General features: G+C 63.9%; 12 protein-coding genes. 4 read left to right on the top strand and 8 right to left on the bottom strand.

From position 1 onward, the window contains the following. From M1L53_RS24585 to M1L53_RS24550, 8 genes are all read right to left on the bottom strand, one after another. A complete protein-coding gene (locus M1L53_RS24585; protein WP_054188225.1) occupies positions 1–14286 on the bottom strand; it encodes a non-ribosomal peptide synthetase in 14286 nt (4761 codons plus the stop codon). A gap of 339 nt (positions 14287–14625) precedes the next feature. Then, complete coding sequence (locus tag M1L53_RS24580) at positions 14626–15048, bottom strand: metal-sulfur cluster assembly factor (RefSeq protein WP_003944963.1); 423 nt, start codon at positions 15046–15048, stop codon at positions 14626–14628. Beyond that, positions 15045–15548, bottom strand: a complete 504-nt coding sequence (gene sufU / locus M1L53_RS24575; protein WP_003944894.1) for a Fe-S cluster assembly sulfur transfer protein SufU — start codon at positions 15546–15548, stop codon at positions 15045–15047. The genes M1L53_RS24580 and sufU overlap by 4 nt, the downstream gene beginning before the upstream one ends. A gap of 3 nt (positions 15549–15551) precedes the next feature. Then, a complete protein-coding gene (locus M1L53_RS24570) occupies positions 15552–16817 on the bottom strand; it encodes a cysteine desulfurase (RefSeq protein ID WP_003944865.1) in 1266 nt (421 codons plus the stop codon). A 5-nt stretch (positions 16818–16822) separates the two neighbouring features. Continuing rightward, complete coding sequence (gene sufC, locus M1L53_RS24565) at positions 16823–17629, bottom strand: Fe-S cluster assembly ATPase SufC (protein WP_003944795.1); 807 nt, start codon at positions 17627–17629, stop codon at positions 16823–16825. A gap of 61 nt (positions 17630–17690) precedes the next feature. Then, positions 17691–18911, bottom strand: a complete 1221-nt coding sequence (gene sufD / locus M1L53_RS24560; RefSeq protein WP_054188224.1) for a Fe-S cluster assembly protein SufD — start codon at positions 18909–18911, stop codon at positions 17691–17693. Beyond that, positions 18911–20371, bottom strand: coding sequence for a Fe-S cluster assembly protein SufB (sufB, locus tag M1L53_RS24555; protein ID WP_003944799.1), 1461 nt, complete (start codon positions 20369–20371; stop codon positions 18911–18913). Before sufB ends, sufD begins: the two co-directional genes overlap by 1 nt. 155 nt (positions 20372–20526) lie before the next feature. Beyond that, complete coding sequence (locus M1L53_RS24550; protein WP_269455348.1) at positions 20527–21273, bottom strand: metalloregulator ArsR/SmtB family transcription factor; 747 nt, start codon at positions 21271–21273, stop codon at positions 20527–20529. A 130-nt stretch (positions 21274–21403) separates the two neighbouring features. Here M1L53_RS24550 and mptB point away from each other — a divergent pair, with 130 nt between their 5' ends. Genes mptB through M1L53_RS24530 form a run of 4 tightly spaced genes read left to right on the top strand, consistent with a single transcriptional unit; the run spans position 21404 to position 26389 of the window. Continuing rightward, positions 21404–23158, top strand: coding sequence for a polyprenol phosphomannose-dependent alpha 1,6 mannosyltransferase MptB (gene mptB, locus M1L53_RS24545; RefSeq protein ID WP_081377495.1), 1755 nt, complete (start codon positions 21404–21406; stop codon positions 23156–23158). Further along, positions 23155–24096, top strand: coding sequence for an ABC transporter ATP-binding protein (locus tag M1L53_RS24540; protein WP_054188223.1), 942 nt, complete (start codon positions 23155–23157; stop codon positions 24094–24096). The genes mptB and M1L53_RS24540 overlap by 4 nt, the downstream gene beginning before the upstream one ends. 14 nt (positions 24097–24110) lie before the next feature. Then, a complete protein-coding gene (locus tag M1L53_RS24535; protein ID WP_371684328.1) occupies positions 24111–24947 on the top strand; it encodes an ABC transporter permease in 837 nt (278 codons plus the stop codon). 47 nt (positions 24948–24994) lie between these two features. Continuing rightward, entirely contained in the window at positions 24995–26389 is a 1395-nt protein-coding gene (locus M1L53_RS24530; protein WP_232319077.1) for a hypothetical protein, read from the top strand. The last annotated feature ends 146 nt before the right edge of the window (positions 26390–26535 follow it).

Below are 26535 nucleotides of genomic sequence, written 5' to 3'. Positions count from 1 at the left end.
TCAGCCGCGCACGTCTTGGACCTCGATCAGAGCGTCCAACTCTGCGTCGACGTCCGGGGCCGCGTGACGACCCGTTCCGACCGCAAGGTTGATCACGGGTCCGATCGCCTCCAGACCTGCCTCGGTGAACATTTCGGCGTGTGACGTGGGCACCGGACGGTCGATGATCACCCCGGAGACGAACGGTCGCCACGCCGACGCGGTTCGCAGCGGGTCGAAGGTGTCGGCGTGTGCCGAGAAGAACAGCAGATCGCCCACGAACTTGCCCGGGCGGTATCGGTGAGCCAGTTCGGCGCCTGCGGAGTATTCCTCGAACAGTCGCTCGATCCGATCGCTCGAGACCAAGGGGTGATCGCCGATGGCTTCGCGCAAGAGTGCTTCGGCGTCCTCGGGTGTCAGATCACGCTCGCCGGTGTCCGGGACCGAGATCCCCAACCCGCCGATCAGTTCGGCGAGAGAAGGCTGCGCGCCCGTCATCGTCGGGTCTTCGAGAACGAAGCTGTCGAGCAGAATCAGGTCGGCGACGCTCTCACCCGCGGCTTGCAACTGCACCGCCGCCGCGTGAGCGATCAATCCGCCGATCGACCACCCCAGCAGGTGATACGGACCGTGCGGCTGAACTCCGCGAATTTCCTCGACGTACCGCGCCGCGAAGTCCTCGATCAGCTCCGCCCGAAATTCGGAGTCCGTCAGGACCGGCGACTGCAGGCCGTAGAGCGGCCGGCTGGAGTCGACGTAGCGATCGAGCGCTCCGTAGCACCAGGCCAATCCGATGGCCGGATGGATGCAGAACAGTGGCTCGGCGCGGCCTTCCGGACGTAGTGGCAGGACTACCGCAAGTGCGGAGGTATCCGCGTCACTTGTCACAACTGTTGCCTCGAGTTCGAAGAGTCTGCGCGCCAATGCCTCCGGAGTCGGGTCGGAGAATATCCACGCGACGGGGACGGTCATGCTGGTGCGTTCTTTGATGGCAGCGACCAAACGCGTTGCCATGAGTGAGTTGCCGCCGAGTTCGAAGAAACTCGAATCGGCGTACGTGTCTACGTCGGCCAGATCGAGTACCTCTGCGAAAGCAGCGCAGATCGCGATCTCGTCGCTGCCTTCCGGACTGCGTCCACTCGGCGACTCCCAGTTGGGAGCAGGCAGAGCGCTGCGATCGAGCTTGCCCGCCGGTGTGGTCGGGACTGCGCCGATCACGACAACAGCGGACGGGATCATGTGCGCAGGCAGCGATATACCTGCGTGACGGCGTAGCGCGGCGGCGTCGAAGTCCGCATGTGCCGGGACGACGTACGCGACGATCCGAGCGTCGACGCCCTCCCCGACGACGACGCTGACAGCCGAATGCACGGACGCTTCCGCTGCCAGCACCGCGTCGATTTCTCCGAGTTCGATTCGGAACCCTCGGATCTTGACCTGGTGGTCTGCGCGTCCGAGGTAGATCAGTGCCCCTGAGCGATCTTCGCGCACAAGATCCCCGGTGCGGTACATCCGAGCGCCTTCGGGTCCATGCGGGTCGGCGACGAAGCGCGCGGCTGTGAGTGCGGGGTTGCCGAGGTACCCGCGGGCGAGACCGTCGCCGCTGACGTAGAGCTCACCGACGACCTGGCCGGGAACCGAGTGCAGTCGGGAATCGAGAATCATCGCGTCCACGCCGCGGATCGGGCCGCCGATCGTCACGGGCTCCCCCGCGACCAGCGAATCACTGATGGTGACTGCGACGGTGGCCTCGGTCGGGCCGTACGCGTTGAACATTCGGCGCCCCGGTGCCCACCGAGATACGAGGTCGGCGGAACAGGCGTCGCCGCCGACGACGACGGCTTCGAGATGGTCGAGCCCGGCGGGATCGACAGTCGCCAAGGCGGCTGGAGTCACGAAAGCATGGGTGATCGTCTGCTCGTCGAGCAGTTCGTGCAATTCGACACCGCCGAGAACTGTCGGCGGCGCTATCACCATCGTTGCGCCGGCGCCGAAAGCCAGAAGGAGCTCGAGAACCGACGCGTCGAAGCTCGTCGAGGCGAAGCTCAGAGCGCGAGAGTGCGCGGTGACGCCGAAACGCTCCCGCTGTTCGTCGGCAAACGCTGCCAGTCCCGCGTGAGTGACCAACACGCCCTTGGGTTTTCCTGTCGAGCCCGAGGTGTAGATCAAGTAGGCCGGGTTGTCGAACTCGAGTGGCGCGTCCGGCAGTGTCTCGGAATGGACTGCCTCGATTTCGGTGGTGAATTCGATCGCATCCAACTCGATCCACGATGTGACGCCCGGAAGGTCGGCCGCATACTCGCCCCTGGTGATACCGAGTACCGCTCCACTGTCGGTGAGCATGTGCTCGATCCGCTCGGCGGGGTACGCCGGATCCACGGGAAGAAACACTCCGCCGGCTTTCGCTACGGCCCAGAGCGCGATCACATAGTCGGCCGACCTCGGAAGCGCCAGTGCCACCATCATTTCCGGCGCTATTCCGCGAGCGATCAACGCAAACGCCATAGCGTCGGAGCGTCGGTCGAGTTCGCCGTACGTGAGCGTGACGGATGTGGCGACGTCGACGATTGCCGGAGCGTGCGGATCGGCAGCGCCGCGAAGCAGCAACTCCGGCAAGGTCAAAGCATCGCCGGCCGGACGTCCGGGCAACGCACGCAGGCGACGTCCCGCAAGATCCACGTCACCGACGACGGCGGAGGGCTGGGCAGTCAGTGTCTCGACGATCGTTTCCAGCATCACTGCAAACGACTCCGCCGTATCGGTGTCGAAGAGATCCTTCGCGTAGGTGAGGGAGGCCTCGTAGCCGCCGCCTTCCTCCGCGGTCTGTTCGACAACGGTGAACTGCAGGTCGTACTTGGCGATGTCCGGTGTGATCTCGTGGGCACGAACGGCAAGTCCAGGCAGGTCCCACGTCGTCGGGTGGGCGCCGTGGAACGAGATCATCGTCTGGAACACCGGATGACGGTCGGTGCTCCGGGTCGGCGCCACCACGTCCACGACCTGCTCGAACGGAATGTCCGCGTGGGCGAAGGCGTCGAGATCGACGGAGCGGACAGTACGCAGAACGTCGACGAACGTCGACCCGGGATCGACCGTCGTGCGCAGTCCGACCGTGCCCACGAACATTCCCACGAGGTCGTCGAGAACTCGGTGTCCTCGCCCGGCGACCGGAGATCCGATCACGATGTCGGTGCTTCGACTCAGCCTGGACAGCAGGACGGCATAGGCAGCGTGCAGCACCATGAACGGCGTCGCCGCATTGGCTCCGGCAACCGCCTCGACCGCGATCCGGGTGTGCGCCGGAAGCGAGACCGCGGTGTGGGCACCGCTCAACGACTGGGTGAGCGGACGCGCTCGATCGCTCGGAAGGTCGATCAATTCAGGTGCGCCCCGCAACGTCTCCCGCCAATACGACGCCTGTGCCCCGAGCACGCTCGCGGATTCGTTCACCGCGCCCAGCGCTTCCCGCTGCCAGATCGCGAAGTCCGCGTAATGCACCTCGAGCGCGGTGAACTCGGGAGCGTGTCCCGAACTTCTCGCGACGTAGGCGGTGAGCACGTCCTTCATCAACGGCGCGATCGACCATCCGTCCGCCGCGATGTGGTGGATCACGATGACAAGTGTGTGGTGCTGCGGCGTCGATTCGAGCAGGAGCGCGCGAACGGGAGCTTGGGTCGTGATGTCGAATCCGCGCGACGCGAATTCTCTGGCTAGCTCTGCCGGTTCACGGGTGTCCGCAGTTCCGTATTCCAACGAGGTAAATGCATCCTGGATCACCTGGTGCGGGCCGGAGTCGGAGTCGGGGAACACTGTGCGCAGGATTTCGTGTCTTTCGATCACGTCGAGGACAGCAGCTTCGAGGGCCGGCACGTCGAGTGCACCGTCGAGGGAGATCGCAGCAGGGACGTTGTACGCGGGTGAGCCGGGATCCATCTGGTTGAGGAACCAGATGCGTGCTTGCGCGTAGGACAGCGGAATTCGCTCGGGGCGGTCTACGGCGGTGATCGGTGGAAGCGCCTTCGCCCCGGCGGATGTGTCGAGTATGGTGGCAAGTTCCCGAATTTCGGGGTGCTCGAACAGCATTCGGACAGGTACTTGCCTGCCCAACGACTCGCCGAGTCGCTGGGCCAGTCTGGTGGCGAGCAGTGAGTTGCCACCGAGTTCGAAGAAACTGTCCGACGCACTGATCTGTTCGATACCCAGCAGTTCCGCCACGACGCCGGCAACCTGGAGTTCGGTCGCGGTCGTCAGCGGCTCGACACTTCGCTCGGACGAACGCAGTGTCGGCGCCGGCAGCGCCGATCGGTCGAGCTTCCCGACGGGGGTCAGCGGTACGTGATCGATCGGGGTGATCGCCGACGGCACCATGAAGGCGGGCAGTGAGCGGCGCGCATGGCTCAGCAACTCGTCCATCTCGACCGCATCGGCACCGAGCACTACGTACGACGCCAACATCGTCTCACCGGAAGCTGCGTCGACGCCCACGGTGACCGCGAACTCGACGCCGGGGTAAGTGCTGAGGACGGAGTCGATCTCGCCCAGTTCGATGCGGAATCCGCGCACTTTCACCTGGTGATCGGAGCGTCCAACGTATTCGATCGTCCCGAGCGGCGTCCACCGAACCAAGTCACCGGTCCGGTACATGCGGGTGCCGGCCGGGCCGAACGGCGCTGCCACGAATCGCGTCGCCGTCAAGGCGGGTTGGTCGAGGTAGCCGCGGGCAAGTCCCAGGCCGGCGATGTAGAGCTCACCGGTGACCCCGACGGGTACCGGCTGAGCCGAGCCGTCGAGAATTACCGCGGACACGCCGCGGACGGGCCCGCCGATGGTCACGGTCTCCCCCACGCTCAAGGCATCACTGATGCAGACCATGACGGTGGTTTCCGTCGGCCCGTAGCCGTTGAACAATCGGCGACCCGGTGCCCACTTACGGACCAGTTCGGGTGGGCATGCCTCGCCACCGACAACGATCGACTGCAAGACGTCCAGCCCGGTGGGATCGACCGAGGTCAGCGCTGCCGGTGTGATGAACGCGTGGGTCACCTGGTGATCGGTGACCAATTCGGCGAGGTCCTGGCCGCCGTAGACGTCGGGAGAGGCGATCACCATCGTCGCGCCTTCACCGACTGCGAGCAGCAGTTCGAGGATGGATGCGTCGAAGCTCGGTGAGGAGAAGTGCAGCGTCCGCGACTGCGCCGAGATGCCGTAACGCGCCGTCTGCTCGGCCGCCAACGCGCTCAGGCCACGATGAGTGATGCTGACGCCCTTGGGCTTTCCCGTCGATCCGGAGGTGTAGATGATGTAGGCGAGGTTGTCGATTCGGATCGGCGCGGCCGGAACCGGCTGCCCGACACCGTCGCCGTGGATGTCGTCCATTGTCATCCACGGAACCGGGCGGGGCAGTGATTCGATCACCGCTTCCGTCGTCACTCCGCGAGTGGCTCCGGAGTCGGTGAGCATGTGCAGAATGCGATCGGCGGGGTATCGCGGATCGACCGGAACAAACGCGGCGCCGGTCAAGGAAACGCCCCACAAGGCGACGATCGAGTCGATCGAGCGCGGAATCGCGATCGCCACAATGTCTTCGGCACCGATCCCTTCCGTGGTCAGACGGCGGGCAAGCGCCGATGCACGGGCGAAGAGATCTCGGTAGAGCACGGTGGTGTCACCGGATCGAAGGGCCACCGAATCGCCTGAACGGGTGGCGGTCCGCGTCAATATTTCGGCCAAGGTGCGCGAACTGGTCCACGCCGGACCTCGTACCGGCATCAGCGACGCCCGCTCGAGGGTGCTGAGGAAATCTAGGTCGTCGATCGCGGCGTCCGGATCTGCGGCGACGGCGCGGGCCACCGACTGCACACGCGCGGCGATCGTTTCCGCGGTGGCAATGTCGAAGAGCGCCTCGGCGAACCTGAGCGACCCGGTGATCTCGGTCTTCTCGGAATCGCCTGCCAGCAGGGTGAACTCGAGGTCGAACTTCGCGACGGACGGTTCGAGTGCTTGCGCTTCGAGATGCGCGTCGTGGACCGTGACCTGCGGCGAGACCACATTCTGGTGGTACGACAGCATGACCTGGAACAGGGGGTGTCGCGTAGTGGACCGGTCGAGATCGAGGGCGTCGACCAGCACCTCGAAGGGCAGCTCGGGGTGCGCGAAGGCGGCAAGGTCGCGTTCACGGACGACCTCGAGCAGGGAGGTGAACGACGCTCGGTGATCGACCGGCGTCCGAAGCGGTACCGAATTGACGAACATCCCGATCAGGGAATCCAGCTCGGGTCGCCCGCGGCCTGCCACCGGGGTGCCGACCACCACGTCGTCGGTTGCACCGAGACGCGCGAGAACAACCGCCAGGATCGCGTGTACGACCATGAACTGCGTCGAGCCACTGCGCCTCGCCAAGGCGGCGAGACGCTCCCCGGTCGCCGCGTCGATGACGATCGGCACCGATCCGACGGCGGTCGTGGAGACAGATCCGCGTGGGCGATCGACCGGTAGCAGTACCTCGTCCGGGGCACCAGCCATGGCAGTGGTCCAGAAGGTCAGTTCGCGGGCAGCCAGAGACTCCTGGTCGCCGACCTGTCCGAGCGAGTCTTGCTGCCACACCGCGTAGTCGGCGTACTGCACGTCGAGCGGTGTGAAAACCGGGGCGTCTCCGACGACGCGTGCGGAGTACGCCGCGACGAAATCTGCCGCAAAGGGAGTCAGGGACCAGCCGTCGAAGGCGATGTGATGGATGACGACGACCAGTACGTGAGCGCCGGCGTCCTCGCGCACCAGCATGGCCCGAATCGGCAGATCCGAACCGAGATCGAACCCACGCGCCGCGAACTCCGTCGTCGCCACGTCGACACCTTCGGATCCGCAGTAGCGCTCGACGGAGAACTGCACGTCGGAGAGCGCTCGGATGACCTGGCTCGGGCCGTCGGCGCTGTCGACGTAGATCGTTCGAAGCACCTCATGGCGTGCAATGACGTCCGTAAGCGCCTCCTCGAGTGCATCGCCGTGGATGTCTCCGGTGATGCGGATCGCGAACGGAATGTTGTAGACCGCGGACTGGGGGTCGAAGCGATTGACGAACCACAGGCGCTGTTGCGCGGCGGAGAGCGGTAGGCGGTCCGGCCGAGCACCGGCGCTCAGGGCAGGTCGATCGTCTGATGCTTCGGCGCTCGCCGCCAGACGTGCAGCGAGCGCTTCGACGGTCGGTGCTTCGAAGATCGAGCGCACGTCCACGGTGAGTCCCGTCGCTGCGCTCAACCGCGCGGACACCTGCGTCGCGACGAGCGAGTTGCCCCCGAGATCGAAGAAGCTGTCTCCAGCTCGGACCTCGGGTACGTCGAGCAGTGAAGCAAAAACGTCGGCAACGGTTCGTTCGAGTCCGGCCTCGGGTTCACGGCCCGTTCCGAGGATTTCGCGCGGTATCGGCGTCGGCAACGCTCTGCGATCGAGTTTGCCGACCGGAGTCAACGGAATGGCGTCGATCGGGGTGATCGACGACGGAATCATGTAGCGCGGCAGCGTGTCGGCGAGTCCCACGAACAGCGACTCGATATCAGCGTCGCCGCTCAGCAACACGTACGACGCCAGAGTGGTACCCGCGGCGGATTCGACGGGAATCGTCGTGGCGAACTGGACGAGGGGGGAATCCATCAGAGCAGCGTCGATCTCGCCGAGTTCGATGCGGAACCCGCGGATCTTGAGCTGATGATCGCTGCGGCCCACGTAGCGAAGGGTCAGGTCCTTGGTCCAGCGGACCAGGTCACCGGTTCTGTACATCCGGGCACCGGGCGTCGAGTACGGATGCGCGACAAACCGATCCGACGTCAGCGCGGGACGAAGGTGGTAACCACGTGCAAGGCCCGGCCCACCGATGTACAGCTCGCCGACGCCGCCGATCGGGACCGGTTGCAGCCGAGAGTCGAGCACCACGGCGTCGATTCCGCGGATGGGACCGCCGATGGTGATCGGCTCCCCCGGTGGGAGTGGGTCACTGATGGCAACCATGACAGTGGTTTCGGTCGGACCGTATCCGTTGTGCAGTCTGCGCCCGTTGCCCCAGCTCGAGACCAATTCCGGCGTGCACACGTCGCCGCCGACGACTACGCATTCCAGTGCCGTCACGCCCGCCGGATCGACGGTCGCCAGCGCAGCCGGAGTGATGAAGGCATGAGTGACCTCGTGGCTTCGGAGGAACTCGCTCAACGCCTCCCCTCCGTAGATGTCGGGAGGGGCGATCACCATCGTCGCGCCGGTCGAACCGGCGAGCAGTAGCTCGAGTACGGCGCCGTCGAAGCTCGGTGACGCAAAATGCAGAGTTCGCGACCCGGCGGTGATCCGGTACCGATCCTGTTGTTCGCGAGCAAGATTGGCCAAACCCGCGTGAGTGACGACGGTGCCCTTCGGCACTCCGGTCGAGCCGGAGGTGTAGATGACGTACGCAGCCGACGCCGCAGTGATCGACGCTGTTCTGTCAGCGTCGTCGATGGCAGCGTCGGAGTAGGCGGCACATTCTGCAACCGTGTCCGCGTCGCCGAGGTCGATCCAGACTGCGACGTTCCCACCGGCTGCCGGACCGGCCGCAACCTCGGCGGACCGAATTCCGATCCGCACACCTGAATCCGCGAGCATGTGCGCAACTCGATCTGCGGGATAACGGGGATCGACCGGGACGAAAACGCCACCGGCTTTGGTGACCGACCAGACTGCGAGCACGGAGTCGACCGATCGGGCAACTGCCAGTGCGACCGGTGTCTCGGGGCCGACGCCCAGGTCCATGAGGTATCGAGCGATCCGATTCGATCGACGCTCCAGCTCCCCGTACGAGAGTGAGCGCTCGGAGTCTTCGAGGGCGATCGCGTCGGGATACTTCCTCGCGGTGTCTCCGAGGATCTGCGCCAGCGTCAATTCGCCCACCGAAGCCACGCCGCGCCGCGGCAATATCGCGGCACTCTCCCGGGATCCGAGTACACGAAGATCACCAACCGGTGCAGTCGGTTCCGACACTGCCGATTCCACGAGGGTCACGAAGTTTCGCGCCAACGCTTCGACGGTCGCGCTGTCGAACAGGTCGGTGGAATAGGTGAACGTGGCATCGATCCCAGCTGCGGCCCCGGACTCGTGACGTTCGGTGACGGTGAGCTCGAGGTCGAACTTGGTCAGCCCCGTCTCGACTGCCCGCGCCGTCATCGACACCCCTGCCAGTTCGGCTGTGTGGGTGGTGGCTATCCGCGAGGTGATGGCCGCTTGAAAGACCGGGTGGTGTGCGGGCGAGCGGTCCAGTTCGAGCGCGTCCACGACGACGTCGAAAGGCACGTCCGCATTGTCGAAGGCATCCACGTCGACGGCCCTGACCTGCGACAGGTGTGCGGCAAACGTTACGTCCCGATCGACGACGGTCCGCAGGGCAAGAGTGTTGACGAACATGCCGACGAGCAGATCGAGAGATCTGTCCCCTCGCCCGGCCACCGGTGTTCCGATGACGATGTCGTCCGTGCCGCTGTACCTGGCCAGAAGCAGGGCGAAGCACGCGTGCAGGGCGATGAACGGCGTGGCGTCGTGATCGGCGGCAAGTACAACGAGCTTCTGATGCGTGGAAGCGCCGATTCTGATGTCGACTCCGGCTCCGCGCATGGTCGGGTCGAGTGCGCGCGGACGGTCCGTCGGCAGGTGGAGCTGCTCGGGTGCTCCTGCCAGCTGCCGCTTCCAGAACGTGATCTGTGAGTGGGCAAGCGATTCGGTGGATGCCTTGTCCCCGAGGTGTTCTCGGTGCCAGAGCGTGTAGTCGGCGTACTGCACTGGAAGCGGTGCCCACTGCGGGCTGTTGCCGCCGACGCGAGCGGCGTAAGCGCCGGTGAGATCAGCAGCCAACGGGGCGAGTGACCAACCGTCGGCCACCATGTGATGCAGAACCACTACGAGGACAGCTTCCTCCTCATCGCCTTCCTTCTCGGCGGCGACATTGATCAGCAGGTAGCGCACCGGACGTTCGCGGACCAGATCGAAACCGGCCGAAGAGAATTCGAAGATCACTCTCTCGAGGCTTCCGCGTTCCACGTCGATCGACTCGAGCCCTGCGATCCCCTCGCCCAGGCCCAGAACCTTCTGCGTCGCGTTGTCCCCGACCTGAGGAAACACGGTGCGTAGTGACTCGTGACGTGTCACGACGTCCACGATCGCGGCACTGAGTGCGTCGGGATCGACGGCGCCGCGCAACGACACCGCCAGTGGAATGTTGTACGCACCTGATTCCGGTGCCACGCGGTTCAGGAACCACAGTCGCTGCTGCGCGGGAGCGAGAGGCAGTACAGCCGGCCGGGCCACGACCTGAATACCGTCGGCGTCCGGGGTCTGTGCCGCACGCTCGATCGTCGCCGCGATCCCAGACACCGTGGGATGGTCGAAGAGTGCACGCAGCGGCATTTTAACCCCGGTGGCTTCGGTCAAGCGCGCTACCGCCGTCGTCGCTACCAGCGAGTTTCCGCCCAGATGGAAGAAATTATCGTCGAGTCCGAGCGGTCCACTACTCAGGATGTCAGCCAGAACCGCCGCAACCTTGCCCTCGGTCGGGGTCGTCGGGGGTCGGAAGACCTTGGTGGAGGCCAGGATAGGCGAAGGCAGCGCACGCCGGTCCAGTTTTCCGTTGGTGGTCAACGGAATCGAATCGAGGACCATGAAGGCATCGGGAACCATGTAGGTCGGGAGGGCTTCGGCGGCGTGAGCTCGGAGGGCGTCGGCGTCCACGACGTCGGAAGCGGTCACATAGGTCACGAGAGCGCCGCCCGCCGGCGTCGGAGCCACGACGGTCACGGCATCGTCGATTCCCGGCGCGCTGAGGATGACGGAGTCGATTTCGCCGAGTTCGATCCGGAATCCGCGGATCTTGACCTGCGCGTCGCCGCGTCCGAGGTACTCGAGTTGTCCGGGCGCAATCCATCGTGCGCGGTCGCCGGACCGGTACAACCGTCGTCCGCCGGCATTGAAAGGATCGGCAACGAACCGGCCCGCGGTGAGGTCTGGACGGCCTAGATAGCCACGGGCGAGTTGACCGCCCGCGACATAGATCTCCCCCGCGATCCCCACCGGGACCGGGGAGAGATGCTCGTCGAGCAGGTACACACGAAGTCCGTCGATCGCGTCACCGATCCGGCTGCCGGTCAGCGCACTCGCGCTCGCCCGGTCGAGTTCGAGATGGGTGACGTGCACCGTCGTCTCGGTGATGCCGTACATGTTGACGAGTGCAGGCGCGGATTCCGTGTGACTTTCGTACCCCGGGTGATTGTCGTACCAGCGCCCGAGTCGACGCAGGTCCAAGGCTTCGCCACCGAAGATCACGTACCGGAGCCGGGTCTCCGAATCGGCCCGAAGGTCGGCTTCGATGTACTGGTAGAAGGCCGAGGGCGTCTGATTGAGCACGGTGACGCCTTCTGCGGCGACCAGCGCCCGGAAGGCGTCAGGGTCGCGTGATACCTCGTGATCGACCAGGACCAGCGTTCCGCCGTGGAGCAGCGCGCCCCACAGTTCCCAGACCGAGAAGTCGAAGGCGAACGAGTGGAACATCGTCCACACGTCGTTGCCGTCGAATCCGAATTCGACGTGCGTGTTCTCGAACAATCGCACCACAGCGGCGTGGGTGACGGAGACACCTTTGGGTCGGCCCGTCGACCCCGAGGTGTAGATCACGTACGCCAGATTGTCGGCTCCGTGTCCGCGCGGGCGCTCATCGGTTTCCAGACTCTCACCGGAGTATTCGTCGGATTCGACGCCGACGACCACCACGTCAGAGTTCGGGAAGGCGGAGTTCGGGAAAGTGGAATCGGAGATGACGCACACCGGTTGCGCATCCTCGACCACGTATGCCAAACGCTCGGCGGGGTGTGCACGATCGAGTGGGAGGTATCCGCCGCCGGCCTTCACTACCGCGACAGCGGCAACGATCATGTCCACGGATTTCGGCAGCATGATTCCGACCAACGACTCGGATTGCACGCCATGATCGACGAGCTTGCGCGCCAACTGATTCGATCGTCGATCGAGTTCGCGGTACGACACGCGCTCGCTACCTGCGACAACGGCGATCGCTTCCGGGGTCGCCCGAATGCGGTCGGAAAGGATCTCGGAGAGCGTTCGGACCGGGGTAATCGGCAGAACGGGCGGCACCAGCGCCTGGCGCGCGTCCGGGCGCAGTAGATCCACTGAGCCGAGCGCCGAGTGCGGAGCACCGACCATCGCGGTCAAGATTCGTAGATAACGGTCGGCGAGGTCCTCGGCTTGCTCCTTCGTGCCGAGCCAATCCAGAACACCGGAGATCGGCTGATCGAAATCGGCATGCTCACCAGTCGGAATCGCCAGGGAGACAAACAGTTCCGGCACGGTGGCCAGATCCGATCCGATAGGCGCACCGACCATGAGCCCCGGAAATCTCGGGTGAGCATCCAGCGGCTCCTCGAAGCAGACCATCGCCCGGAACAACGGGCCCGTCTCGACCCAGCGGCCGTCACCGAGTGCGGCGGTCACCGAAGACAGAAGAATGTCTGCGTGTTCGAGAGCTTCGATTGCGACGGTGTCCACCGCACCGACCAGGTCGGTGAGCGTCATGGTGTTCGACACCGTCGAGCGAAGCACCAACTGGTTGGCGAACATCGAGACGAAATCGTCCGGATTGGAGGCGCCGTATCCTCGGACCGAGACGCCGATCGACACCTCGTCAGCCGAACCGACGCGGCGCAGCAGTCCGGCCATCGCAGACTGGAACAGCACGAACAGACTCGTGTTCATCGTCGTCGCCATCGTCTCGAGGCTCCGGCAGAGGCCTGCCTCGATCTCGAGGGGCGTGGACGTTCGACCGGTTCCGGCGACGACCGGCAAACCCAGTTCCTCGGCGGGGTTCGACAAGGTCGCAGACCAGTACTCGACGTTGCGGGCGTGTTGAACTTCGGCGATCCATTTACCCGCGGCGTCGGGGTCGATATCCATCAATCGAGTTCCCGATTCCGCAGCGCAGAACAAGTCGAGGAACTCGAGGAAACGCCGGTGGTGACGCGAGATGTCCTCGTTGGTGTACAGGTCTGGATTCGCGGCGAAGTCGATCTGGATCTCTTCGGCTGCGGAAGTCTGATAGACGTTGACGGAGAGGTCTTCGATCGGCCCGGTCGAGATCACGTTCAGTTCGCCGTGCGCGTCCCCGAGAGTGATTCCGGAATGGAACAGCATGAGGTTGATCAACGGCCCGTGGAAGCCTCGTCCGTCGGCGATGCTGTGATCACCGGCGTTGAGGTCGCGTCGTAGGTCCTCGTGGCGGTATTTCTGATGACGCAGTGCGCCGGTGAGTTCGATCTTCACCTCGTGCAGCAAGTCCCCGACCGCGAAATGCGGATCGACGCTCGCACGTATCGGAACGACGTTCGACATCATTCCGCCGGACCGGCGAGCAGCTTTTGTCGTCCGCCCCGAGACCGGCAGGCTGAGGACCACGTCGCGGGTCCCGGTGGCCCGGGCGAGGTAAGCCGCCAGTGCACCGATCACCACTGACGACGTCGTCACATCGTGGGCGGCGGCCAGCCGTTCGAGGGAGCTCCGCATTTCCGTAGGTACCGTCGCCGACCGTAGGCGAGACCATGCCTGCGACGGAGCAGTCGAGGACGCGAGCGAGGTTCCGCCCGGTTTGTCGGCCATCTTGGTGTTCCAGTAGTCGCGATCGCGTTCCCACCGGGTTGAGCCCAGATAGTCGGCCTCTGCCTTCACCAACGATTGGAGGGGGGCAGTTACCGCTGGGGGAACTGGCAGATCGCGCACCACAGCGGTGTAGATCTCGGCTGTGCGGTTCATCATCGACATCGCGCCGAAACCGTCGAGCGCTACGTGATGAATACGGCTGTACCAGTAGTAATGGTCGTCGCGAAGCACCAGGACTGCCAGCCTGACCAGGCGATCGGTGAACGGATCGATGGCAGCAGTGTGCTCTCTGCGCATCCATTCCTGCGCTGCAGATTCCGGATCCGATTCGGCGCGAAGATCGACCACGTCGAGGGAGTCGTCCATGTCGAGATCGAGCCACTGACGCGCAACCCCGTCCACCTCGACCAGGCGCAGATATCCGGAGCCGATCTCACGGCCGGTCTGTTTGCTGGCAGCGGTCAGCAGCTCGATGTCGAGTGGGCCGTCCACGTCCACGTACTGAGCGATGCTGACGGGAATCTCGGGTCGAAGCTGTTGTGCGACAAGCAGGGAAAGTTGCGCGGCAGAAAGAGGGAAGGTGAGTTCGTCGTCCGGACGAGCTGCGGAAACGATTCCTCGGTCGGGACTGCCATCCACACGAATCTCCCTCTTACAACTTGATCATGATGCAAACAGGTTTATGCGTCCGCTGGACGCTTCGAACTGATCGGGGCACTTCGAAAATGAGACGAATACTTTGGAAAGCTCGGGTGGAAACTGGCAAATCGCCCGCCGGAGATCACATCGTGACAATCAGCTGCGATGTTACCGATCAGTCAGCTTCCAGCAAATATTCATCAAACAACCATTTGGGACTATTGTCCTGAATATCATGGCTAAAACGGCCCTATATAACAAACCGAAGCGCCGGTACCCGACGAACGGGCACCGACGCTCCGGTGAAATGTATTCAGTTGATCGTGCCGAGGTTGCTTGTCAGACCGTGAAGCCGAGTGCGCGCAGTTGCTCGCGTCCGTCTTCGGTGATCTTGTCCGGTCCCCACGGCGGCAACCACACCCAGTTGATCTTCATGTCGGTACACAGATCGCTACGCACAAGTGCGCCGCGCGCCTGGTCCTCGATCACGTCGGTCAACGGGCACGCCGCCGACGTCAAAGTCATGTCGATCGTGACGACACCGTCGTCTTCGAAGAGTCCGTAGACCAAGCCGAGATCGACGACGTTGATTCCCAGTTCGGGATCGACGACGTCGCGCATCGCTTCTTCGAGTTCGTCGAGTCGCTCAGGCGACGGGACAGTGCCACTGCCCTGTGCGCCACCGAATTCCGCAGTGGAATCGGGATTCGGATTCACCGGAGCGCCGACCTCGGCGTCCTGCACTGGTTGTGTCTCGGTCATGATCCCTGTCCTTCAGTCGTGTCGACCAATTCACTGCTGCTGTCCGCCGTCGTCACAGCACTGCCGTCGACAATCTGGACTACAGCATCCTTGAATGCCATCCATCCGAGCAAGGCGCACTTCACGCGTGCCGGATACTTCGAGACTCCGACGAACGCGATACCGTCGCCGAGAACGTCCTCGTCCCCCTCGACGGTGCCCCGACTGCTCACCATCTCGTTGAACGCCGTCACCGTCTTCAGTGCGTCGGTGACCTGCATCCCGATGACGAGGTCGTTGAGCACCGACGTCGACGCCTGGCTGATCGAACAACCCTGACCGTCGTACGAGACGTCGGAGACCGTTCCGTCCTCGGAGATCTGGACGCGCAACGTCACCTCGTCGCCACACGTCGGGTTGACGTGGTGCACCTCGGCGCCGAACGGCTCACGGAGTCCGCGGCCGTGCGGATGTTTGTAGTGATCGAGGATCACTTCCTGATACATCTGCTCCATGCGCATGATTCAGTTCAACTCCCCTGCGACACCGAAAAATTCCTGCGCACGCTTGATCGCGGCAACGAGAACATCGATTTCCGCGGTGGTGTTGTAGAGCGCAAACGACGCACGGGCCGTCGCAGCGACACCGAACTTACGATGCAGCGGCCACGCACAATGGTGTCCGACGCGAATCGCGACGCCCTCGTCGTCGAGGATCTGTCCTAGGTCGTGGGCGTGAATACCGTCCACGACAAAGGAAATCGCTCCGCCGCGGTTCTCGGACGTCTGCGGTCCGATGATGCGCAGACCTTCGATCGCCGACAACTTTTCGAGAGCAGCCTCCACCAACACGTGCTCGTGCGCGGCGACTGCGTCCATCCCGAAGGTGTTCAGGTAATCCACGGCAGCGCCCAACCCGACCACCTGTGAGGTCATCGGTACGCCGGCTTCGAAACGCTGAGGCGGTGGCGCGTAAGTGCTGACCTCCATGGTGACCGTCTCGATCATCGAGCCACCGGTGATGAACGGAGGCATCGCTGCCAGCAGTTCACGACGGCCGTAGAGAACTCCGACCCCCGAAGGGCCGAGCATCTTGTGACCGGAGAACGCCGCGTAGTCCACTCCCAGTTCGTGGAAGTCGACCGCCATGTGAGGCACCGACTGGCACGCGTCGAGCACGACGAGTGCACCGACGGCGCGTGCTCGTCGCACCAATTCCTCGACGGGCGCGATCGCGCCGGTCACGTTGGACTGGTGGGTGAACGAAACGACCTTCACCGCGTCCGTCAGCTCCAGCGAATCAAGATCGATCCGGCCGTCGTCGGTGACGCCGTACCACTTGAGCGTCGCACCGGTTCGGCGCGCAAGTTCCTGCCAGGGAACGAGGTTGGCGTGGTGTTCGAGTTCGGTGATGACGATTTCGTCGCCAGGACCGACATGGCGGTCGAAGCGATCGTCACCGAGAACGTAGGTCACCAGATTGAGAGCCTCGGTGGCGTTCTTGGTGAACACCAACTCGTCCGAATCCGCACCCACGAAGGAAGCGATGGTGGCGCGAGCATTCTCGTACGCGTCAGTCGCCTCTTCTGCGAGCTGATGAGCACCCCGGTGTACTGCCGCGTTACACGTGGTCAGGAAGTCCCGTTCGGCATCGAGAACCTGGACCGGACGCTGTGAGGTAGCGCCGGAATCCAAGTACACCAAAGGTTTTCCGTCGCGCACGGTTCGCGCCAGGATCGGGAAGTCGGCCCGAACCGCTGTGACGTCGAGCTCGCGCACCGAGGTGGTCATCGTGATTACGCTCCCTGGGTAGCTGCGGTGTCCGCGGTGAAACGAACGTAGCCGTTGGTCTCGAGCTCGTCGGCCAGCTCCGGTCCACCGGACTCGACGATGCGGCCACCGACGAACACGTGAACGAAGTCGGGGTTGATGTAGCGCAGAATGCGCGTGTAGTGCGTGATCAGCAGAACGCCGCCGTTCTCGCGCTCCTTGTAGCGGTTGACGCCTTCGGAGACGGTGCGCAGAGCGTCGACGTCGAGGCCGGAGTCGGTCTCGTCGAGGATCGCGATCTTCGGCTTGAGCATGCCCAACTGCAGGATCTCGTGGCGCTTCTTCTCGCCACCGGAGAAGCCTTCGTTGACCGAGCGCTCGATGAACGAGGGATCGATCTCGAGCTCGCTGAGGGCTTCCTTGACTTCCTTGACCCAGTGGCGCAGCTTGGGAGCCTCGCCTCGCACGGCCGTAGCGGCGGTGCGCAGGAAGTTGGACATGGAAACGCCGGGAACCTCGACGGGGTACTGCATGGCCAGGAAGAGCCCGGCACGTGCACGCTCGTCGACGCTCATTGCGAGGACGTCTTCACCGTTGAGGGTGATGGAGCCGGACGTGACCTGGTACTTGGGGTGACCGGCGATGGCGTACGACAGAGTCGACTTGCCGGAGCCGTTGGGGCCCATGATCGCGTGGGTCTCCCCCGAGCGGACCGTCAGGTCGACGCCCTTGAGGATCTGGATGGGCTCGGCGTTGGCATCGGAGTTGGCGACCTCGACGTGCAGGTCACGAACCTCGAGGACCGAGGTGGTGGTGTTGTCACTGGTAGACATGAAATTCCTTCAAGATGAGGCGGGCGAGCGTAGCGACGGGGTGGTGTCGCCGGCGGGGCGGTCAGGAGCCGACGGCTGCGAGTTCGGCTTCGACTGCGGCTTCGAGGCGATCGCGCACCTCGGGAACAGCGATCTTGTTGATGATTTCGTGGAAGAACCCACGTACGACCAGACGACGAGCCTGATCCTCCGGGATACCACGAGCACGCAGGTAGAACAGCTGCTCGTCGTCGAAACGTCCCGTTGCACTTGCGTGGCCGGCCCCGACGATCTCACCGGTTTCGATTTCGAGGTTCGGAACCGAGTCGGCGCGGGCGCCGTCGGTCAGCACCAGGTTGCGGTTGAGCTCGAACGTGTCGGTGCCCTCCGCTGCGGCGCGGATGAGAACGTCGCCGATCCACACGGTGTGCGCGTCGGGCTTGCCGGATCCGGGATCTCCCTGAAGCGCACCCTTGTACACCACGTTGGACTTGCAGTTGGGCTGCGAATGGTCCACCAGCAGACGCTGTTCCAGATGCTGGCCGGCGTCGGCGAAGTACAGGCCGAGCAGTTCGGCGTCGCCGCCCGGTCCGTCGTACTTGACGGTGGCGGACAGGCGAACCAGGTCGCCGCCCAGGCTGATCGAGGTGTATCGAAGCACTGCGTCGCGGTTCAGGCGAGCGTGGTGTGACGCCACGTGAACTGCGTCGTCCGCCCAGTCCTGGATGGCCACCACGGTCAGCTGCGAACTGTCACCGAGAACGAATTCGATGTTCTCCGCGAAGGTTCCGCTGCCGCGCTGGTCGATCACGAACGTCGCCTTGGCGAACTGCGCCAGACGAATCTGGGTGTGTCCGTAGGCGACGTTGTCGACTCCGGGGCCGGTCATGGTGACCACGACGGGCTTCTCGACCTCGACCTCGGCACCAACCGAGATGACCGTTGCCGTCTCGAAGCTCGAATACGCCTGCGCTGCAATGCGATCAGCGGGAACGCCGGCTTTGCCCAAACGTGCGTCGTCACGGCCGACGGTCTCGACGGTGATGTCGCTTCCGCCGTCGACCTCGACGGTGACCTGTCCGTTGGCGACGGCGCTGCCGTCGTGCAATCCCCGGAGGCGACGCAGCGGGGTGAACCGCCAGATCTCGTCACGTCCGCCGGGAACCTCGAAAGCATTGACGTCGAACGAGGAGAACTGCTCACCCTTGTTCGTGATGGGTGAGCCTGTGGCTGCACCCTTTACAGGAGCGGTCGGGTTCTCCCCGGCAACAGCTCCGATGACTCCGGTCTCTGGCGTGGTCACTAACCCACAGCCCCTTCCATCTGAAGTTCGATAAGGCGGTTGAGCTCGAGCGCGTACTCCATCGGGAGTTCCTTCGCGATGGGCTCGACGAATCCACGCACGATGGTGGCCATCGCCTCGTCCTCGGTCAGTCCGCGGCTCATCAGGTAGAAGAGCTGATCGTCACTGACCTTGGAGACGGTGGCCTCGTGACCCATGGTGACATCGTCCTCGCGGATGTCGACGTACGGGTAGGTGTCGCTGCGGCTGATCTGGTCGACGAGCAGAGCGTCACACTTGACGGTCGACTTGGAGCCGTGGGCACCCTTGTTGACCTGCACCAGACCGCGGTACGACGCACGTCCACCGCCGCGGGCGACAGACTTGCTGATGATGGTCGAGGACGTGTGCGGCGCGAGGTGGAGCATCTTGGCGCCGGTGTCCTGGTGCTGGCCCTCGCCGGAGAACGCAACGGAGAGAACCTCACCGCGGGCGTACTCGCCCATCAGCCACACGGCCGGGTACTTCATGGTGACCTTGGAGCCGATGTTGCCGTCGACCCACTCCATGGATCCGCCTGCCTCGACCTTGGTGCGCTTGGTCACCAGGTTGTAGACGTTGTTGGACCAGTTCTGGATGGTCGTGTAGCGGCAGTGGCCGCCCTTCTTCACGATGATCTCGACGACGGCCGAGTGCAGTGAATCGGACTTGTAGATCGGCGCGGTGCAACCCTCGACGTAGTGCACGGAGGCATCTTCGTCGACGATGATCAGGGTGCGCTCGAACTGACCCATGTTCTCGGTGTTGATGCGGAAGTACGCCTGCAGCGGGATGTCCACGTGGACTCCCGGCGGAACGTAGATGAACGAGCCGCCCGACCACACGGCGGTGTTCAGCGCGGAGAACTTGTTGTCGCCGGCCGGGATGACCGATCCGAAGTACTCCTTGAACAGCTCCGGATGCTGCTTGAGACCGGTGTCCGTGTCGAGGAAGATGACGCCCTGCTCCTCGAGGTCCTCACGGATCGAGTGGTAGACGACCTCGGACTCGTACTGAGCTGCGACGCCGGCAACGAGGCGCTGCTTCTCCGCCTCGGGGATGCCGAGCTTGTCGTACGTGTTCTTGATGTCCTCGGGCAGGTCTTCCCACGACTCGGCCTGCTTCTCGCTGGACCGGACGAAGTACTTGATGTTGTCGAAGTGAATACCTTCGAGGTCGCTGCCCCAGTTCGGCATCGGCTTCTTGTCGAAGGTGCGCAGCGCCTTGAGGCGGATGTCGAGCATCCACTCGGGCTCGCTCTTCTTGGCGGAGATGTCCCGCACGACAGCCTCGGACAACCCGCGCTGCGCGCTGGCTCCGGCTTCGTCGGAATCGGACCAGCCGTAGCCGTAATGACCGAGGGACGCGATGGTCTCTTCCTGCGTGAGCGGCTCGGTGCCTGCTGCCGCAGTGGTAGTCGCCTGGTCTGATGTGACGGTCATGCGAGCTCCTTCCGGAGTCTTGTTTCTTGACGGCTGCTCGGGCTCAGCGAGGGCTGGTCGCTGTGGTCGAGCAGTTCTGACTTTGAAGAACTAGCTGAAAAATCTTTATTCGAACGCTGCACGGTGGCAACGCTCTGTAGAACACTCTGGTCCGGTCATCTACTCCCGGTGGACACGAGGGGCACGTGCGTCGTGCAGGCGCAGTCACCGTTGGCGATGGTCGCCAGACGCTGAACATGAGTCCCGAGCAATTGCCGGAATGCTTGCTGCTCTGCCTCGCACAGTTCCGGAAACTCTTCTGCCACATGGGAAACCGGGCAATGGTGTTGGCAGATCTGCACGCCGTTGCCGACCGGCCGGGTCGACGCCGCGAACCCCACCGCGTTGAAGGCTTCGGCGATTGCGTCCGCTGTCGCCTCGACGTTGTCGACATCTGTCGGATCAGCCGGTTCGACGTCTCCGACGATCGCCTGAACCCGACGCTTGGCGAACTCCTCGATTGCCGCGTCTCCGCCGATTTCACGGAGTTGCCGCATCGCGGCTCCCGCCAGATCGTCGTAGGTGTGGCCGAGGCGGCCGCGACCGGTCGCGGTGATCTGGAACTGCTTGGCGGGACGACCTCGTCCACGCTGACGCAGCGACGACGCCGAAGCAGTTCGGGCTTCGCCGGACTCGATCAACGCATCCAAGTGACGTCGGACACCTGCGGCACTCAAACCGAGGCGCGTGCCGATTTCGGAGGCGGTAATGGGGCCTTCTTCGAGTAGCAGCTTGACCACTGCCGCCCGCGTCTGACCTTCGACGCTCACTGTCACCGGATTTGCGGCAGCACTCGGCGAGGCCGCTACAGTGGGCTGACCTGCAACTTCCTTGCTTCGTGGGTCTGACGCATTTCTTTTCACAACACAAGTGTGACGGAATTCTTTTCGCAGGTCTACTAAGGGCAACCTGCATTACATTCGGGAATATCCGGACAACGTACGTTGTTTGTGCTTGTCTGTCCGGCTGGATGGAGCCGCTACGCTGCCTGGTGTGCCGCAGACCCCCGAGAAGACGACGACCGCCCGATCGGCGCGCGCGATCCTGCTGGAAAAACCCAAGGCACTCGCGCTTTCCACAATCGGCGTTCGACCTTTCGGATCCGCTCCCCGGCAGAGTATGGCCGCGGTGCTGCACGGCGACGAGGACGAGCGCCCGGGCCTGAACGCGAAGGAAACCGCACAACTGCGAGGGATTCGCCGATTCGGCGCAACCGGCGCGGTCTTGATGGCAGTCGGAGCGCTCGGCGCCGGCGCACAACCCGTCCTGCAGAATCCGACCGCAGGACTTCGAGTCCTCAGCCTTCCCGGACGTATGCCGACGGTCTCACTCACCATGACGATGACCGGAACCGTGCTCGTCGTTCTGGCCTGGCTGATGATGGGCCGATTTGCAGTCGGGGACATACGCAGCCGTTCCGGCGCACCGCGGCGCATGACCCGTTCCCAGTTGGACCGCACACTCCTGCTGTGGATCCTGCCGCTCTCGGTCGCACCGCCGATGTTCAGCCGCGACGTCTACTCGTATCTGGCTCAAAGCGAAATCGCGGCCCGTGGACTCGATCCGTACGCCATCGGCCCCAAGGCGGCACTGGGCGTCGACCACGTTCTCACCCGCACGGTTCCGACGATCTGGCGCGACACCCCGGCTCCGTACGGTCCGTTCTTCCTGTGGCTGGGACGCGGGATCAGCTCACTGACCGGCGACAACATCGTGGCCGGAATCTTCTTGCACCGCTTGCTCGCATTGGCCGGCGTCGCGCTCATCGTGTGGGCGATACCGCGACTGGCCAAGCGATGCGGTGTCTCTGCCGTCAGTTCGCTCTGGCTCGGTGCCGCGAACCCGCTGTTGCTCTTCCACTTGGTGGCCGGCATCCACAACGAAGCACTCATGCTCGGGTTGATGCTCGCCGGAATCGAGATCGCTCTTCGCGCAGTCGAAGGGTCCGGGCCCATCCGTGGGCGAGCGCTGTTCTATCTCGTTGCGGGATCAGGTTTGATCGCCTTGTCGTCGACCGTCAAAATTCCGTCCTTGCTTGCACTGGGATTTGTCGGCATGGCTTTGGCCCGGCGTTGGGGCGGAACCTGGAAAGCCTTGGCGGGAGCCGCGATTCTCCTGGGCATCATTGCCGCTGTCGTCACGTTTGTCATCAGCGTGGCCAGTGGGCTCGGTATGGGTTGGATCAACACCCTCGACACCGCCACCGCAGTCCGGAGTTGGATGTCCATCCCGACGCTCCTGGGTGTCGGCACGGGATTGGCCGGTGTACTACTCGGACTCGGCGATCACACGACGGCGATCCTCACTATCACGCGGCCCATCGCAACTCTCGTCGCCATGCTCGTCACCGCACGGATGATGATCTCGGTGTACATGGGCCGCATACACCCGGTCGGTGGACTCGGCATCGCACTCGGAGCGATCGTTCTCCTGTTCCCCGTCGTTCAGCCGTGGTACCTGCTGTGGGCGATCCTTCCGTTGGCGGCGTGGGCCACCGCGCCGATTTTCCGCATCCCTGCCGTCGTCTTCACCTCGATCGTCAGCGTCATGTTGATGTCCAACGGCGCCGAATACCTTCCGTTCATGATCGTGCAGGCCGTCATCGCGACCATCCTCACCGCCGGAACGCTCATCGTCTTCACCCGCAATTCACTCCCCTGGCGTAGCGACAAGCCAGTAGCGGAGATCACGAAAGGCGGACCGGTAGACGAAGACAACTCGGCGGGGGCTTACGCTGATTCCCCGTGACCTCGAGAGCCTCCAGATCGTCGACGCCGGCGGTACAGATCCAGGGTGTCGTCAAGTCCTTCGACGGTGTTCGAGCCGTCGACGGTATCGATCTCACTGTCGAGACGGCCCAGGTCGTTGCCCTGCTCGGCCCCAACGGAGCCGGTAAGACGACCACCGTCGAAATGTGCGAAGGTTTTGTCACCCCCGATGCCGGCACGGTTCGAGTGCTCGGTCTCGACCCCATCGCCGACTCCGGTGAAGTCCGCTCGCGAATCGGCGTCATGCTGCAGGGCGGCGGCGCGTACCCCGGGTCCAAGGCCGGGGAAATGCTCGACCTCGTGGCCGCATACTCGGCCGACCCGCTCGATCCCGCCTGGCTCCTTTCCAAACTCGGCCTCACCGATGCGCGCAAGACCCCGTACCGCCGCCTCTCCGGAGGCCAGCAGCAACGACTGTCCCTGGCGTGCGCGCTGGTCGGCCGTCCCGAATTGGTATTTCTGGACGAACCCACCGCCGGCCTCGACGCTCAGGCACGTCTACTCGTGTGGGAACTCATCGACGCTCTGCGACGCGACGGCGTGAGCGTCCTGCTCACCACACACCTCATGGACGAGGCCGAAGCGCTCGCCGACGAACTGGTCATCATCGACCACGGCAAGATCGTCGCGTCGGGAACGCCGGCCGAGGTCACCAGCAAGGGCGCCGAAGGACAACTCCGTCTGACGACGATTCCCGGTTTGAGCCTAGATTCGCTGGCCGGTTCACTCGCCGGGTTCCGCATCGAGGAATCCAACCCCGGCACCTATGTCGTCGAAGGTGCAATCGATCCTGCAACCGTGGCGACTGTCGCAACGTGGTGTGCCGATCAGGACGTGCTGATCAACGACATTCGCGTCGATCAACGGAGTCTGGAAGACGTCTTCCTCGAATTGACGGGCCGGGAACTGAGGGGATGACGGAGATCAAGGTCATGAACGAAACAGCGTCGAACGGCCAGAGCAGTCCCATCAGCGTTGCCAGAGACCGACGGCTCGCCGAGAACCGCTTCGAGCCAGGCACCTTCTCGCCGGATCCCCGCCCCAATTCGGCGGCCAAGATGCTGGCGGCGCAGACCAAACTGGAGCTGACTCTTCTGCTCCGCAACGGTGAGCAATTGCTGCTCACCATGTTCATCCCGATCACCCTGCTCATCGGACTGTGTCTACTTCCGATCGGCGATTTGGGCGATTCTCGGGTCGATACCGTGCTCCCTGGTGTCATGATGGTTGCCGTGATGTCGACGGCGTTCACCGGACAGGCCATCGCCGTCGGATTCGACCGCCGATACGGCGCGCTCAAGCGACTCGGTGCAACGCCGCTACCGCGGTGGGGAATCATCGCAGGCAAGAGCGCTGCCGTCATCATCGTCGTGGCGCTGCAGTCACTCTTGCTCGGCGCTATCGGTTTGGCATTGGGATGGCGTCCGTCATTCGTCGAACTTGTACTCGGCGCAGTGGTCATTGCCATCGGTACTGTCACATTTGCAGCGCTTGGCCTACTGCTCGGCGGTACTTTGCGAGCAGAGATCGTTCTCGCGCTCGCCAACATCCTGTGGTTCATCATGGTGGGCATCGGAAGTGTGGTCTTCGCCAGTGGTGAACTCCCGACCGCCGTTCACACGCTGGTCCGCATTGTTCCGTCCGGCGCTCTCGCACACGCACTCGAAGCGGCCCTCGACACCTCGATGGACTGGTTCTCGATTCTCGTACTTCTCATCTGGGCCGCAGTGGCCGGAGTCTGCGCAGCAAGGTGGTTCAAGTTCACGTGAGTACACGACGGACAGCTCAGATCGTCGGCTGTGTGGCCGCAACAGTCATGTTGTGTGCCGGACCCGCAACGGCGACCCCTTCGGTGTCCGGTCCACTCGCACCTGCAAATCCGCACCTCGGTCCCGTCGGTACTTCCACCATGCACGGTGACGCGGGCTCGTCCGACGTCACGCCGCTGCCCGGTCCAGGAACCGGCCCACACGAGGTGACAGCTTTCCCGATGATGGCCGCCTGCCCGACGGTCCTCCAGGGTTCCGACGGCATGATCGTCTCGCTCTGCACGACGATGATCGGCCAGATCCCGACCATCCATTTGATCGATCCGAAGGCCGACGCCACGCCGTTAGGTAGATCCGTAGCACAACTGCCGCTCGCGAAGGGCAGTCTGCTCGGCGGCGTCTACGCCTACCTCGACAACGAGAACCGTCTCGTCGCCGTCGACGGAAACCGTCAACTGGTCCGCATTTCCCATGCGCAGAATCCGGACGGCAGTTGGCGGCTGGAACTCGCGGATGTCATCGATCTCAGTGGTGCGGTTGCCGCCGACGACAACGTCACCGGCCTCGCTCCGGACTGGGAAGGCAATGTCTGGTTCGCCACCGGGCACGGCACCGTCGGGCACGTCGGCGCGGATCGAATCGCGCACAGCATTGCGCTCCCCGAAGGTGAACAGGTGCAGAACAGCATCTCCACCTCCCCGACGGGCACTGCCGTCGCAACGACCCACGCGCTCTACCAACTGAAGCGAAATGGCGACGAGGTCGTCATCGACTGGCGTCAGCCGTACGACCGCGGGCCGGCCCGTAATCCGGGTCAGCTCAGCTGGGGAACCGGATCGACGCCGACATACTTCGGCCCGTCGACGGGCAGCGATTTCTTGACCATCGTCGACAACGCCCACCCGACAGTGAGCTTGCATGTCTATCGCGCTGACACGGGCGCCGAGGTGTGCACGCAGCCGGTGTTGTCCGCTGCCAGCCAGGACGGCTCACCGAGCGGCAGCGAGAACTCCCCCGTCGGCATCGGTCATTCCGTCTACGTCGCCGGCACTTACGGATACCCGTACCCCACGACTCCTGAAGGTGCCGGTCCAGCGGTCCCCGCCACGGCACCCTTCAACGGCGGAATGACCCGCGTCGACATCGATCCGGTCGGTTGCCATGTCGTGTGGGACAACACGATTCGTAGCTCCGCGGTACCCCACCTCTCGACGGCTGACGGCTCGATTTACACGGTGACACGGGACGGTGCTCCGAACACCTCTCCGCTGGACGGTTACTCCTTCGCGGTGATCGACTCGAAGGACGGGGCGCAGATAGGTTCGACTCCCCTGCCGTCGACCATCCTCAACGACACCCTTCAGATGTCTGCACTCATCACCGAGTCGGGCGAGTACTTCCAGGGAACGATCTCGGGAATCGTGCGAGTTCGCGCGAACTGACGCGAGCTGGCCCCACGGCTGCGCAGTTCTGGTCTCGACGAGTCGGGGCAGGCGCGGAGCGAGGGGGCCCAACGACGCGGGGCAGGCGCGGAGCGAGCTGGCCCCAACGACGCGGGGCAGGCGCGGAGCGAGCTGGCCCCAACGAC

It is taken from the genome of Rhodococcus sp. T9N (genome assembly GCF_024436645.1).
Taxonomy (GTDB): Bacteria; Actinomycetota; Actinomycetes; order Mycobacteriales; family Mycobacteriaceae; genus Rhodococcus_F; species Rhodococcus_F qingshengii.
Note: the sequence above shows the minus strand (reverse complement) of the source record. Positions and strands in the feature narration are given on the sequence as shown.

Bases quoted from the DNA above. Each gene is read 5' to 3' on its own strand.
- M1L53_RS24580 (WP_003944963.1), bottom strand. From the start codon at position 15,048: ATGACCGAGACACAACCAGTGCAGGACGCCGAGGTCGGCGCTCCGGTG.
- sufU (WP_003944894.1), bottom strand. From the start codon at position 15,548: ATGCGCATGGAGCAGATGTATCAGGAAGTGATCCTCGATCACTACAAA.
- M1L53_RS24570 (WP_003944865.1), bottom strand. From the start codon at position 16,817: ATGACCACCTCGGTGCGCGAGCTCGACGTCACAGCGGTTCGGGCCGAC.
- sufC (WP_003944795.1), bottom strand. From the start codon at position 17,629: ATGTCTACCAGTGACAACACCACCACCTCGGTCCTCGAGGTTCGTGAC.
- sufB (WP_003944799.1), bottom strand. From the start codon at position 20,371: ATGACCGTCACATCAGACCAGGCGACTACCACTGCGGCAGCAGGCACC.
- M1L53_RS24535 (WP_371684328.1), top strand. From the start codon at position 24,111: ATGAACGAAACAGCGTCGAACGGCCAGAGCAGTCCCATCAGCGTTGCC.
- M1L53_RS24530 (WP_232319077.1), top strand. From the start codon at position 24,995: ATGTTGTGTGCCGGACCCGCAACGGCGACCCCTTCGGTGTCCGGTCCA.